Source organism: Massilia sp. NBRC 108631 (assembly GCF_059704565.1).
Genome location: NZ_BAAKJE010000161.1, coordinates 1 through 13,750, shown reverse-complemented (window position 1 = coordinate 13,750; position 13,750 = coordinate 1). Strand labels below are relative to the sequence as shown.

Sequence of the window (13,750 nt, the reverse complement as noted above, 5' to 3'; positions counted from 1 at the left end):
CACGCCCCAGTCCCACAGCTGCTGCGGCGTGTAGCCGTCCGCCTGGCGCGCGTGGTTGTAGGCCAGCACGCTGCCGATGACGACGCGGGTGAACTGTTCCAGGTCCAGCACCGCGTCCAGGCGGCCGCACGGCAGCAGTGCGCCAGCTTCATCTCCGGCGGCCGGCTGGGCCGAGGCGGCGGTAGCGGCGGCGGTGGGGTCGGTGGCAGCGGCGGCATCGTGCGGCAGCAGCGCAAAGCGCTTGCCCAGCTCCGCGCTCCAGGGCGACGGCGCGGCCGCCGGCGCAACCAGGCAGCGCACGTTGAAGTTGTTCAGCAGTGTGCCGTCGTCGCAGTCGTCGGCATTGTCGAGCAACGCCGCATCGGCGAACAGCAGCTCGGGCAGGTGGCGCGACTGCCATGCGCCGGAAGGAATGTCGAGGCCATGGCGCAGGCAGTAGCGGCGCTTGTCGGCCGCGCTGTTGGCCAGCGCCATCTGCGCGTGCCGCCAGCTGGGCTGCTCCATGCTGACGTAGATGCCGGCCACGGCGCCGCTGAAGATGTCCGTCACCACATACAGGTAAGGCTTGCCGGTAACCTGGCTGCGGTCGGCGCGCGACACCAGCTGCACGTCGGCCTGCATGGCCTCCACCCGGAAGGCGGCGCCGGGACGTCCCGCGCGCGCAATGGCGCTGTCGGCCGGCAGCGCGGGCGCCATGCGCTGCGACTCCAGCAAGTGGTCCTGTTCCAGCCAGTAGCTGAACTGGCCGAAGGTCGGCAGCGCCGCCAGCGGTTCGCCGCGCTGCACGCGCAAGCTGGCGCAGGCGATGCTGCGCTGGCAGAAGAAGTCGCGCAGCATCTGGTCGAAGATGGCGCGGCGCGACAGCATGGGATGCGTGGCGGCGTGGCGCGCCACGGCGACGCGGAACACCGCCCGCATCGGCTCGTCCACGTTCACGCCGGGCGCGGCGCCTTCCTTGCGCGGGCGGCCGCGCTTGACGCCTTCGGAAGCCGCGCGCGTCTTGCCGCGTCCACCCGAATTGGCGTAGTCGGGCAGCAGCGCGTTCGGGGTCTGGCCGCGCTGCCAGTAGCGGCGCAGGTAACGGTAGATGGTGGGGTGCGAGACGCCATGGCGCAGCGTGTACTCGGACACCAGCTGGCCGCGCCGGCGCGGTTCATAGATCGCCGGCTCCATTGCGGTGAGCTCGCGCACGATCTCCCAGGCGCGGGCGCGCAGCTGCAGATGCTTCTCCGGCAGCAGCTCCTGGTTGACCACCACCATATAAGGATCGTCCGGCAGCAGCCGCGCACGGCCGGACGCCAGGTCGGCCTGCAGCACTGCCATGCGCACCAGCTCCGCCTCGGCGCTGTGGGCCTGCACGTCGTACACATAGGCGGCGGTTTGCGCCGCGTCTATCCACAGCACGCGGATCGTTTTGCGATCCGGTCCTGCATATTCAAGAAGGTCATTTCGGGATATCACGTCACCCTCGCTGGACAGGAAAATAGTGCTGTAGAAGCAAATTCCAGGCCAGATGGCAAAAAACAGTGCTTGCGGGGCGTGGCGGGGTTAGCGCTAGCAAACGCCGCCCCTTTCCCGGGATTCTTTTGGTGCGCCGCAGCAGCCGGCGCACCGCCAGCGTGCGTCCATCAAGGCGCGGGCCGCGTTTAGCGATATTGAGTTGCCGGCTTGGCGCAAAGGCGCACGAAATAAAAAAAGGGGCCATGCGGCCCCCTCGTGTTTACTGCGTTGCCAGCGCTTGCGGCGCTTGCGGATTACTTGAACTTGTTGAACTTGCCCGGCTTGCGCAGCGGCTTGTCCATGCCCGGCACCTTCTTGGCCGGCGCCTTGCCCGGCGCCGCTTTCGGCGGCGTGTGCTTGGCCGATTCCGGCGGCATGGCGTCGGCGTGGCTGATGCGCAGCTGCTGGCCGCCCACCCACACCTTGCCCAGGTGCTGGAACACGTCGTCCGGCATGCCGTCCGGCAGTTCCAGCACGCTGTGGTCGTCGAAGATCTCGATGCGGCCGATGTACTTCGCTTCGATGCCCGCTTCGTTGGCGATGGCGCCCACGATGTTGGACGGCGTGGCCGCATGCTTGCTGCCCACTTCGATGCGGAAGGCGCTCATCGGCAGGGTCACCTTGTGCTTGTCCTTCTTTTTCTTCTTTGGTGCCTCGTCGTCGAAGGCCGGCTCGCCGTCGTCGGCTTTCGGGGCCAGCTCCGGTTCAGCCTTGGCGGCCTTTGTCGGCGCCGGCGCGCGTTCCACCGGGGCTGCGCGCTCGGCACGTTCAGCCGGGGCGGAGCGCGGCGCGGCAGGCACGCGGGCCGGGGCGGCGGCAGGCGCCTGCTCGCCGTCGCGGCTCAGGCGAATCACCTGGCCGGCGATTTTCACGCCTTGCAGGTGGCTGATGGTGTCCTGCGCCAGGTCGCTCGGCATATCGAGCACGCTGTAGTCGTCGTAGATCTCGATGCGGCCGATGAACTTGGAGTCGATGCCGCCTTCGTTGGCGATGGCGCCGACGATGTTGCCCGGCTTGACGCCGTGCTGGTAGCCCACTTCAATGCGGTAGGTCTGCATGCCCGCTTCCGGCTCGCGGATCACACGTTCCTTTTTCGGGAAGGCGCGCTCGCCGCGGTCCGGGCGGTCGGAGCGCTCAACGCGGTCGCCGCGGTCGAAGCGCTCGCGCTCCGGGCGGTCGCCGCGCGCGGCCTGGGCCGCAGCGGCCGCCTGCGGCGAGTCGTGCCAGCCGGTTTCCTTCTTCTTGTCCAGCAGCAACGACTTGCCGCCGCGCGCCATGCTGGCCAGCGCCGCCGCCACTTCGATCGCCGGCACGTTGTGTTCACGCTCGTAATCCTCGATCAGGCCCTGGAAGTGCTCCAGGCCGCCCTTGGCCAGCACGGCGGTGATCTCGTCCTTGAACTTGGCCACGCGCACGTCGTTGACCGCCTGCAGCGACGGCAGTTCCATCACCGACACCGGCTGGCGCGTGGCGCGCTCGATGGCTTTCAGCAGCGGGCGCTCGCGCGGGGTGATGAACAGGATCGCTTCGCCGCTGCGGCCGGCGCGGCCGGTGCGGCCGATACGGTGGGTGTAGCTTTCCGGATCGTGCGGCACGTCGTAGTTCACCACGTGGCTGATGCGTTCCACGTCCAGGCCGCGCGCGGCCACGTCGGTGGCGACAAGAATGTCGATTTTGCCGTCTTTCAGCTGGGCGATGGTGCGTTCGCGCGCGGCCTGCTGCATGTCGCCGTTGATGGCGGCCGCCGAGAAACCTCTCGCGTTCAGGCGCTCGGCCAGCTCCTCGGTGCCCATCTTGGTGCGCGAGAAGATGATCATGCCGTCGAACGGCTCGGCTTCCAGGATGCGGGTCAGCGCGTCCAGCTTGTGCATGCCGCTCACCAGCCAGTAGCGCTGGCGGATGTTTTCGGCGGTGCCGGTCTTGGCGGCCATGGTCACTTCGGCCGGCTTGTTCAGGTAGGTGGTGGCGATACGCTTGATCACCGACGGCATGGTGGCCGAGAACAGCGCGGTCTGGCGCGTGGCCGGGGTCTCTTTCAGGATCCGCTCGACGTCGTCGATGAAGCCCATGCGCAGCATCTCGTCGGCCTCGTCCAGCACCAGGGTCTTCAGCTTGGAGATGTCCAGCGAGCCCTTGTCCAGGTGGTCGATCACGCGGCCGGGGGTGCCCACCACCACGTGCACGCCGCGGCGCAGCGCCGACAATTGCGGGCCGTAGCTCTGGCCGCCGTAGATCGGCAGCACGTGGAAACCGGGAATGTAGGCGGCGTAGCGCTGGAAGGCCTCGGCCACCTGGATCGCCAGTTCGCGGGTCGGCGCCAGCACCAGCGCCTGCGGCGCGGTCAGCCTGGTGTCGATCTGCGACAGGATGGGCAGCGCGAAGGCGGCGGTCTTGCCGGTGCCGGTCTGGGCCTGGCCCAGCACGTCGCGGCCGTCCAGCAGATAAGGGATGGTCGCGGCCTGGATCGGCGACGGCGACTCGTAGCCGACCTCTTTCAGCGATTTGATCAGCGCGGGGCTGAGATTAAGGTCGGAAAATAGCGTAACTTCGGTATTCGGTGTTCCAGACATGGCGTCACTCACAAGTATGTTCGAATCGCCCAATGCGAAACAAAAGCGCTAGTTTACTCCCTCCGGCGGCCTAATGCCCAATTGTTCGGAAATCCCGGGCGCGGTTATGCGCCGCTAGCGGCTGCGCGGCAGGGGGAAACTGCTCGACATTTCGGCCGGGGTGAACAGTTTGCGGGTGCGCGCCAGCAGCTCGCCGTCCCGGCGCAGGTGCTCCAGCATGGCCGCCAGTTGCGCCGCGTCGTCCGGCGCGGTCTTGCGCGAGATGTAGACGCCGCTGGTGGAGGCCGGAATGCCGGCCAGGCGCGTGTAATGCACCCGCTGGCCGAGCGAATCGCGCAGGCCCAGTTCCTCCAGCGTGCCGACAAAGGTGTTGGACGGCATGTAGGCGTAGTCGGCGCGGCCGATCTCCATCTTGCGCGCGATGGTCTGCGGATCCTTCACATATTCCAGCTTGCCCTGCTTGTCCAGCCGCGCCAGCAGCGCAAGGTAGGCCGGACCGTAGTTATAGCTGCGCACCACGTTCAGGCGGATGCCCGGGCGCGCCAGCAGCGCTTCCGTGCTGCGCGGCGGATCGGGGTCGGTGGAGATCAGCATCCACTCGGTGCCGATCATGGGGATGTAGCGGCCCCACTGGTCGCGTTCCGGCACTTGCACCGCCCCCACCAGCAGGTCCGCGTCGCCCTGGCGCAGCATGGCTTCGGCGCGGGCGCGCGGCACCACCGGGAAGACGAACTCGCAACCGGCGCGGCGGCCACGCTCGCGCAGCAGCTCCGGATAGACACCGCCCACGTCGCCGCTGGCCTGGTTCACCGTCATCATCTTGCCCAGCGAGGAAGCCGGCACCACGATGGGACGCGAACAGGAGGCGCCGGCGCGGCCGGACAGCAGCGCGGCGGCGGCCAGCGCAACGGCGGCAAAAAGGGCATTGCGGATCATCGGCCGAATGCTATCACGGCTTGTCCATGCGTGCAGACGCATACCCGGTATGGCCGCGCGCTGCGGTTCGGCGCGGCGCCGGCCCGGCATGATGGGCCTCCACAAAGGAGCCTCCCATGAACATGAACAACATCTTCCGTCCCCCGTTCAGCGAAGAACAAGCCGCGGTGCTGGACCCGATCAACCAGTATTTCGCCGGCCACGCCAACGACAACGCGGCCCACATGCGCGCAGCCTTCCTGCCGACCGCCCATATCGAGTCGATGCGCGAAGGCGTGTTCACGTCCTGGCCGCTGGATGTGTACTGCGAACGGTTCAAGGGCACGCCAGCCGCCGACGAGGCCGAGCGCGAGCGCATCGTGGACTGGATCGACGTGCAGGGCAGCGCGGCCTGCGCCCGCATCACGCTGGTGCATGGCGCCACCACCTTCACCGACTATTTCGTGCTACTGAAAACGGAAGCAGGCTGGAAGATCGCCAACAAGGCTTTCCACGGCGAGCCCACCTGATGCAGGCCAACACGCTGGCCTCCTAGTGGCTCTCGCCCCGGATGCCGAAGCGCCAGTACAGCACGAAGCCGAGCAGCGAAAAGCCGACCACCACGCCGACGGTGGCCAGCTCGTAGCTGGCCACCTGGTGCGCGATCGCAGCCAGTTCCTGCAGGTCCGGCGCAGGCGTTTCCTTGAACAGCTTGAGCTGCCATTCATAGCTGTTCATGGTGCGCCACTCGCGGATGGGCTCCCAGATATGGTTGGCCGCCAGCCCCAGGCCCAGCGCCGAGAAAATGGAACCGTAGACGCGCTGCCGCAGCTCGGTGCGGGCGGCGATGGCGTGCTGCATCAGGCCGTCGATGCGGTCGATCAGGTCCAGCAGTTCGCCGCGCTGCTGCGACACGCCCCACCAGCGCTGCAGCGCTTCGCCCAGGCGGTTCTCGTCGAAGTCGTCGCGCAGCATGCTGCCGCCGGCGATCACCGCCAGCGCGCGCGCCTTCACTTCGTGCATCTGCCCGCTCCAGCTGGCCGCGTCGCGCCCGGCGGCGGCGCCGTGGTGGCTGCCCAGCTCTGCAGTCCACTCCGCCAGCTTGTCCGCGTAGTCGCGCAAAAAGCCGCTATAGGCCTGGCTGACCGAGGCCACGGCGGCGGCCACGCGGGCCAGGCGCTGCGCCCCGCCCTGCGCCCCCGGCCCCTCGAACAGCGTCACCCCCTGGCGGTGCGCCAGCACCTGCACCGCGCCGTAGCGCAGCACCTCGTAACTGTCCTGCGGCGGCAGCGCCAGCGGACTGGCGGCCGGGCCGCCGGACTGGCTGTGCGAAGCCAGCCAGGCCTGGAAGCTGGGCGTTTCCAGCAGTGCCAGGTCCGGATGCAGGCCCTGCGCCGCCGCGCCGGAGGCGTTCCAGCGCAGCACGCGTACGGTCCGAGCCAGCCCTTGTCCTTGCCCCTGTCCTTGCCCCTGTCCTTGCGCCGGCGCCAGCCCGGCGGGGGCCTGGCCATCCGGCAGCGCCTCCACCAGCGCGGCCGCCGGGCGCAGGAAGTACTGCTGCCACAGCGCGGGCAGCACGTCGGCCCGCCAGTCCAGCCGCGTGCCGGCCACGCCGCTGTCGAGCTGCTTGGGCGCGGCCAGCAGCGTGTGGTGGCCATTGTCGTCATACCAAGGCTGGTTGGGCGCGCCTGGCGCCATGCGCGACGGCTCGGCCGGGTCGCGGTAGGAAGCGAGGAAGCGCGGCGCGTCGGACGGACGGGCGCCGTTCCAGCGCTGCACCTCCAGCGCCTCCAGCGCGCGCCACAGGCTTTCCAGCGTGGCGCCACAGCGCGGATCGACCGACAGCACCATGTCGTTGCCGTTGCCCGCTTCTCCAGGACGGTGCAGCGCCAGCACCGAGTAGCCCTTGCGCGTCCAGCTGTTGGCCGAGTCGGCGCGCGCCATCACCTTGAGCACGCCGGACGGGAACACTTCCGACAGGATCAGCGCATCGAGCAGCACCTGGCGCCCCGAGCCGGCCAGGTCCACCAGCAGCTGGCAGCGGCTGGCCTGCTGCAGCGCCAGCTCGTACATCTGCCGCTCATGCGCCAGGTGGGCCACCGCGCGGCTGTAGTCCGCGCCTTCCAGGTAGCCGATGCCGGACTCCGGGCGCGGCTGGCTGGCCATCATGCGCTGCATCAGCGCCAGGCAGGCTTGCAGGCCGGCGCGCGCATAGCCGTCGCGCACCACTTCTGCGGCGTGCTGCGGCAGATAGGAGTGCCCCAGTACGCTGAGCAGGCAGGCGGCCGAGCGCGACAGGTCGGCGCCGTCCAGGTAGTCGCCGCCCTCCCAGGCGCTGACATAGGCCACCCAGGCGGCCGGGTCGGGCAGCGGCTGCCCATCCAGCGCCGCGCCGAACAGCAGCAGCGCGCAGCAGGTGTCCAGCGACAGGTCCTCCAGCACGATGGTGCGGATCGCCGCCGTGGAAGGCAGGCGCTCACGCCAGTCCTCCCAACGCGCGGGCCCGGCATGGGCCACCAGCTCAGCCACCGAGCGCGCGCCGCCGGCGTCGCCCTTGTAGTTCAGGCATACGGCCTGGCCGCCTGGCCCGGTATCGGCATCGGGATGGCCCAGCCCCACCAGCAAGGTGCCGGGACCGCCCTGCCGGGCGCCAGCATTCAGCTCAACCGTGATGCCGGGCGCCAGCCACCAGCCGGCCTGCCCGCCGAGGCGCGCCTGCATTGCCGCTACGTGGTCGTTCATGGTTTCACCGCCTTCAGGATTTGTTCGTTCGATCGCACGAGCCAGTCGTTAATGTCAATATTGGGTTCGTTTTCCACCAGGCCGGTGCAGTACTTGTGCACCGTGCTGCGCAGCTTGGAGCGGTCCATCAGACCGGTGGCGACACCGGGGTATAGATCCCGCAGCAGTTGGGTGCGCGGATTGCTGTTGTCGGCACGCATGGGATTGAACATGCCCGCTTCCAGCAGCAGGCCGCCCTCGTTTGCCATTTCAGCGGCCTCGCATTGCGCCGCCGGCTTCACGGCCGCCTTCTGGCGGTCGTACTCGGCGCGCGCCTCGCGGTGGTACGTCAACTGGGTGTCGTACTCGTTCTGCGCGTAGGCGATATCGGCCGGCCGGCTGCAGAACTGCTTCAGCATGCGCTTCTCGTCGGCGCTCAGCTGGTGCGCCCGCACAGGCGAACTGCCCGGCTCCGAACGCCGCATGCGGCCCATGGCGTGCATGCAGTCGTTGTCCTCGCGCGCCAGCAGGTCGGGGCGTTCGAACAGCTGCGCGGCGGTCTTGCTGTCGCCGTCCTCCAGTATCTTGCGGGTATAGCCCAGCTGCCAGCGCATGCCGCCGTCCAGGAACAGCGCCACGTTGCGGGTGTCGCCTCGGCTGATGGCGCCGATGAATTCACTTTCCTTCCACGCCACGCCATTGTTGGCGAGCTCCTTGCGCGGGTCTGCGCTCACCTCCTTCTTCACGGTGTCCATCTTTTTGTCGATGCTGCTGACCGAGCCGCGCATGCTCTCGGTGCTGCGCAGCGTAAACAGCGAGGCGGCGCCCAGCGCCAGCACGCCGATGCCCAGCCAGCGCTGGTGGCGGCGCAGCCAGCTGGTGTTCTCCACCGCCACGTCCACGCCCCTGGCTGTGCGCTCGGTGGTCTGGCGCACGCCCTCCAGCGTGCCGCCCAGCGCGGCCACGTCGTCGCGGATCGCCTGCACGTCTTCGCCCAGGCGGTCGAAGCTGTCCGCCACGCGCCTGAAGTGGCGCTCCAGTTCTTCCTTGGTGGCGTCGAAATAACTGTCCGGGTTGGTGCGCAGTTCACCGTCGTCGTGCGCGTCCTGCAGCGGCCTCACCACCTCGTGGTAGTAGTGCCCCAGCAGGGCGATCTGCACCGGCGTGACGCGCTTGTGGTGGGCCAGCCGGTTGCGTATCTCGCGCACATCCTCCAGGAACAAGGCCAGCGTTTCACGCTTGTCCTTGAACAGCGTGAGGAAGGGCTTGTGCGCGAACAGCGCCTCGTACTGCTGCGGATACTCGCGCTTGTGGGCGAAGATCTTGCCCAGGTCGCTGAACATGGTACCGCTCAGCACATCGCCCGGATCCGCTGCGGCCAGCCAGCGCTCCACGGCGGCATCGCCGGACAGGTCGCGCAGCCGCGCCAGCAGCCGCTGCTGGTCGCCATGCTTCTCGCCGATGACGCCGCGCAGTATCAGTTCCAGCGCCCGCACCTGCTGCTGGCCGCTGCGCAGCTCCGGCTCGCCCGGCGGCGGCAGCGGCACGGCGATGCCGGCCGCCGGCTGGTTCTCCTGCACGCGCTCCAGCCAGTTCAGCCAGCGCAGCGCAGCGATCTCGTCGCTGGCGGCGGGGGCCGTATTGCCTTCCGCACTCCCCTCAATACGCATCACCCGCCGCGCCGCCTTGGTAAAGTCATCCGTTTGTTGCTGGTCCAGGCCCAGGCGCTGGCCCAGCGCTTCCCAGCCGCCGGCCTGGTTGCGCAGCCCCTCCAGGCGCTGGAACAGCTGCGCCAGCGTGGAGGCGGCGCCGGGATTGCCGCCCAGGTGGCGCACGATGGCGGCCAGCCCGGCGCGGCCGATGTCGAGGTAAGCCTGCAATTGGGCCTCGGGTTCAGCGTGGTCGGGCATGGTACTCCTGTGAATTTCCGTGGAGCAGGCGATTATATCGGGGCAGGCAAAGCCGAATTCTCACCAATTTCCACCGCCGCGTGTCCCACGATGCCGCCCGGCCGGAGTAAGATAGCCGCCACCCGAGCAACCAACCTGGAGCCGCAATGCGTCTTACCTCCCTCGCCATCGCCGCCGGCCTGAGCCTGGCCGCCCACACCGTCCACGCCCAGCAGGCCACCGTGCGCGAAGCGCCGCTGCGCGCCCACCTGTCCTTCCTGGCCGACGACCTGCTTGAAGGTCGCGGCACCGGCCAGCGCGGCGGCGACCTGGCGGTGCGCTACCTGGAAACCCAGGCCGCGCTGATGGGCCTCAAGCCGCTGGCCGACGGCAGCTACCGCCAGCCGGTGCGCTTCCAGGGCACCAAGCTGCTGCCCGGCAGCTCGGTGGCCTTCCACGCCGGCAGCGGCACGCGCCTGACGCCGCTTCCCGGCCAGGGCATCGTGTACGGCACCGGCAGCGGCAAGGCCAGCGTGAGCTTCGAAGCGCCGCTGCTGTTCGTCGGCTACGGCGTCAAGGCCGAGGAAGAGAACTGGGACGACTACAAGGGCGTGGACGTGAAGGGCAAGATCCTGGTCATGATGGTCAACGACCCGCAGCCCACCGCCGAGGAACCGAACCGCTTCGCCGGCAAGGCCTACACCTACTACGGCCGCTGGCTGTACAAGTTCGAGGAAGCGGTGCGGCGCGGCGCGGCCGGCGCACTGCTGATCCACACCACGCCATCGGCCTCCTATCCGTGGACGGTGCCGGCCAATGGCTTCAGCCATGAGCGTTTCCACCTGAACCCAGGCGGCAACAACATCGAGGGCTGGCTGCACGAGGACACCGCGCGCGACCTGGTGGGCGCCTCCGGCTTCGACCTGGACGAACTGCGCCGCCGCGCCGAACGGCGCGACTTCCAGCCGGTGGACCTGAAAGCGACCGCCAAGGTGGAACTGCGCAGCGTCATCCGCCAGGTGGAGCAGTTCAACGTGGCCGGCATCGTGCCGGGCACCGATCCCAAGCTGAAAGAGCAGGCGGTGGTGTATTCGGCGCACTGGGACCACCTCGGCATCGACGAGGGCGTCAAACGCGACGACAAGACCGACCATACCTACAACGGCGCCATCGACAACGCCTCCGGCGTGGCGGCACTGCTGGCCATGGCGGCCGAAGCGGTCAAGCACCCGGCCAAGCGCACCCAGGTCTTCCTGTGGCCGGCCGCCGAGGAACAGGGCTTGCTGGGCAGCGCGGCCTATGTGGCCAATCCGGCCTGGCCGCTGAACAAGACCAGCGCCGACCTCAACCTGGACAGCATGAACTTCGCCGGCCGCACCAAGGACATCGGCGTGGCCGGCGCCGAGCGCAGCAGCCTGTACGAGACGGCCGGCCAGGTGGCCAGGAAGATGGGGTTGAAGCTGGCGCCGCTGATTCCGGACCTGTCGGGCGCCTACTTCCGCGCCGACCACTTCAACTTCGCCAAGGCCGGCATCCCGGCCTTCAACGTGGGCTCGGCGGTGTTTTCCGGCGACGGCCATTTCGAGTTCGAGAAGAACCAGCAGGCCTCCAGCGAGCGGCTGGTGTCGTTCAAGAAGGATTACCACCAGGTGACGGACGAGTACCGCGCGGACTGGGACTTGTCGGGCATGGTGCAGCAGGCGCAGTTCACGCTGAACCTGGGCTACGCGGTGGCCAACGCGCCGGCCATGGCCAGCTTCAGGAAGGGCGACGCGTTCGCCAAGGTGAAGCGCTAAGGGGAGCCGCCTAAGCCGCGTCGTAGGCGGCGCACTCGGCACGGGCGCTGGCTTCCCACTCGTCCGGGTCGGGCGCGTACAGGTAGGCGGGCGACGGCGGCGGGCCGTCCGCCGCGCCGATGCGCTGGTACACGAACACGCTGGTCCAGGCCACTGAATTCGACGGGAAGTGGTGCAGCAGCCGGAACGCCGGATGCGACAGCGGGAAGGTGGTGCAGCTCACCAGGCAGCCTTGCGGCAGCTCGCGCGCCAGCTTGTCCGCCAGCGCGTCCATCAGCGGCGCGAAGCAGGTGCTGTAGATGAACACCAGGCTGGCGCGGCTGACGTCGGCCTCGAACATGTTTTGCTCGCGCAGTGCGATGCGGGCTTCAAGTTCCAGCAGGTGACGCAGCGTGGCGGCGCCGCCCGAGGGCAGTGCCAGCGGGACATCCGGGGACGGCGGCGCCGGCTGCGCCAGCCCGGCCAGCAGCCCGGCGGCGCGCGCCAGCAACTGCGCGCGGCGCTCCATGGCCATGGCGTGGCGGTAGGGCAGCAGCTCGACGCCGGTGCAGCGCGCGAACGGCAGGGCCAGCGCGGCCGACATCACCACTTTGCCGAGGCCGCTGCCCAGGTCCATCATCTCCCCGCCCGGCGCAACATAGGGCGCTATCGCGTCGAAGTAATTCTCCAGCTCGTAGCGCTGGAACTCGCCGTAAATCAGGCTGCCGTCGTCCACCAGCCACTGGCGCAGCTCCGCATCGCTGACCTGCTCCAGCTGCAAGGCGTCCGGCGGCAAGACGGCCGGCTCCGGCGGCAGCATGCCGTGGCGCTGGATGCTGGCCGGCAGCAGCCCTATCACGTAGCGCAGATGCGGCCTCAGGCGGGACAGGAAATAGTCGCGCCGCGCCGGGTCGCGGAAGGCGCGGCGCAGCGCCAGGCCGATCTCGGCGAAGCGCGCGAAGCGGCCGCTGTCGAGCAGCGCGCGCAGCGGCCGCACATGCAGCTCGCCGCCTTCCACGCTGTCCAGCAAGGCCGCCAGCACGCCTTCCGGCGTGTCGCAGGCGGCGGGCGCGGCTTCGGCCGCGCGGTCGGCGCGGCGCCAGGCGGGGGACGGGAGTTCAGCCATGCGCCGTCCTCAAATGGCCTGGCCGGCCGCCCGGTCCGCCACGCTGCGCCCTTGCGCCGCCGCGTGGGCCTCGTTCTCGGCCAGTACCGCCTCGAAGGCGGCGGCCGGCACCGGACGGCTGAAGTAGTAGCCCTGCATCTGGCGGCAGCCATGCTGGCGCAGGAAGGCCATCTGCTCCAGCGTCTCCACGCCCTCCGAAATCACATCCAGCTTCAGGTTGGCCGCCAGCGCGATAATGGTGGTGACGATGGCCGCGTCGTCCGGGTCCACGGTCAGGTCGCGCACGAAAGTCTGGTCTATCTTCAGCACGTCGATCTCGAAACGCTTCAGGTGCGCCAGGCTGGAATAGCCGGTGCCGAAATCGTCGATGGCCAGCAGCACGCCCAGCTTCTTTACCTCGTGCATGACGGCGATGGCATGCTCCACATCGTTCATCACCTGGCTCTCGGTCAGTTCCAGCTCCAGGCAGGCCGGCGGCAGCCCGGTTTCGGCCAGCACGTCGGCCACCGACTGCACAAAGTCCGGCTCGGCCATCTGCCGCGCCGACACGTTGACGGCGATGCGCAGCGCGTCGCGCGCGCCGTCCACGGCGCCGCCGGCGCGCCAGGCCATCAGCTGCGCGCACGCGGTGCGCAGCACCCAGGCGCCCACCGGCAGGATCAAGCCGGTTTCCTCAGCCAGCGGAATGAAGCGGTTCGGCGCCACCATGCCCAGCTCCGGATGCTGCCAGCGCACCAGCGCCTCCATGCCGACGATGCGGCCGCTGGCCGTATCCACCTGCGGCTGGTAATGCAACACCAGTTCGCGCCGCTCCAGCGCGGTGCGCAGCGCGCCCTCGATCAGCATGCGCTCGCCCAGCTGCTCATTCATGGCCGGCGTGTAGAACTGGTAGTTGTTGCCGCCCATTTCCTTGGCGCGGTACATGGCGATGTCGGCGCGCTCCATCAGCACGCCGGGGTCGGCGCTGTCGGCCGGGTAGACGGCAATGCCGGCGCTGCAAGTGAAAAACAGTTCCTGGCCGTCGATCAGCAGCGGCGCGGCCAGGCAGTCCAGCACGCGCTGCACCTGGTCGGCGCGCGGCGACAGCGCGCCCTGCTCGGGCAGCAGCATCAGCGCGAACTCGTCGCCGCCGATGCGCGCCACCGTGTCCACCGGGCGCAGCGCCAGCTGCAGCCGCTCGGCCACCGCTTGCAGCAGCCGGTCGCCGCCCTTGTGGCCCAGGCGGCTGTTGGTGAACTTGAAGCGGTCCAGGTC

General features: G+C 69.0%; 9 protein-coding genes. 2 read left to right on the top strand and 7 right to left on the bottom strand.

Translation table 11 applies throughout. The features are described 5' to 3' along the window. The 3 genes from AC6H42_RS17135 to AC6H42_RS17125 all read right to left on the bottom strand — a co-directional run. Window positions 1–1,404, bottom strand: a 1,404-nt coding sequence (locus AC6H42_RS17135; protein WP_497548560.1) for a TnsB C-terminal domain-containing protein, incomplete at its 3' end; no start/stop codon positions are given. Between the two features lie 350 nt (window positions 1,405–1,754). After that, the gene (locus AC6H42_RS17130; protein WP_497548559.1) at window positions 1,755–4,070 is read right to left on the bottom strand and encodes a DEAD/DEAH box helicase; all 2,316 of its coding nucleotides are present in this window, start codon (window positions 4,068–4,070) and stop codon (window positions 1,755–1,757) included. 114 nt (window positions 4,071–4,184) lie between these two features. Next, on the bottom strand, window positions 4,185–5,006 hold the full coding sequence (locus AC6H42_RS17125; RefSeq protein ID WP_497548558.1) for a substrate-binding periplasmic protein: 822 nt from the start codon (window positions 5,004–5,006) through the stop codon (window positions 4,185–4,187). 122 nt (window positions 5,007–5,128) lie between these two features. Here AC6H42_RS17125 and AC6H42_RS17120 point away from each other — a divergent pair, with 122 nt between their 5' ends. Next, complete coding sequence (locus AC6H42_RS17120; protein WP_057158364.1) at window positions 5,129–5,515, top strand: nuclear transport factor 2 family protein; 387 nt, start codon at window positions 5,129–5,131, stop codon at window positions 5,513–5,515. Window positions 5,516–5,537: 22 nt separating this feature from the next. On the opposite strand, the gene AC6H42_RS17115 is transcribed toward AC6H42_RS17120, so the two are convergent. Together AC6H42_RS17115 and AC6H42_RS17110 are read right to left on the bottom strand one after the other, a co-directional pair. Then, window positions 5,538–7,727, bottom strand: coding sequence for a hypothetical protein (locus AC6H42_RS17115; RefSeq protein WP_497548557.1), 2,190 nt, complete (start codon window positions 7,725–7,727; stop codon window positions 5,538–5,540). After that, window positions 7,724–9,616, bottom strand: coding sequence for an STY4199 family HEPN domain-containing protein (locus AC6H42_RS17110; RefSeq protein WP_497548556.1), 1,893 nt, complete (start codon window positions 9,614–9,616; stop codon window positions 7,724–7,726). The genes AC6H42_RS17115 and AC6H42_RS17110 overlap by 4 nt, the downstream gene beginning before the upstream one ends. A 146-nt stretch (window positions 9,617–9,762) precedes the next feature. Here AC6H42_RS17110 and AC6H42_RS17105 point away from each other — a divergent pair, with 146 nt between their 5' ends. Next, entirely contained in the window at window positions 9,763–11,391 is a 1,629-nt protein-coding gene (locus tag AC6H42_RS17105) for a M28 family peptidase (RefSeq protein ID WP_057158193.1), read from the top strand. Between the two features lie 10 nt (window positions 11,392–11,401). Here AC6H42_RS17105 and AC6H42_RS17100 read toward each other — a convergent pair whose 3' ends face one another. Both AC6H42_RS17100 and AC6H42_RS17095 read right to left on the bottom strand, forming a co-directional pair. After that, complete coding sequence (locus tag AC6H42_RS17100; RefSeq protein WP_057158194.1) at window positions 11,402–12,496, bottom strand: class I SAM-dependent methyltransferase; 1,095 nt, start codon at window positions 12,494–12,496, stop codon at window positions 11,402–11,404. Between the two features lie 9 nt (window positions 12,497–12,505). Continuing rightward, a partial coding sequence (locus AC6H42_RS17095; RefSeq protein WP_497548555.1) for a putative bifunctional diguanylate cyclase/phosphodiesterase occupies window positions 12,506–13,750 on the bottom strand: 1,245 nt, incomplete at its 5' end.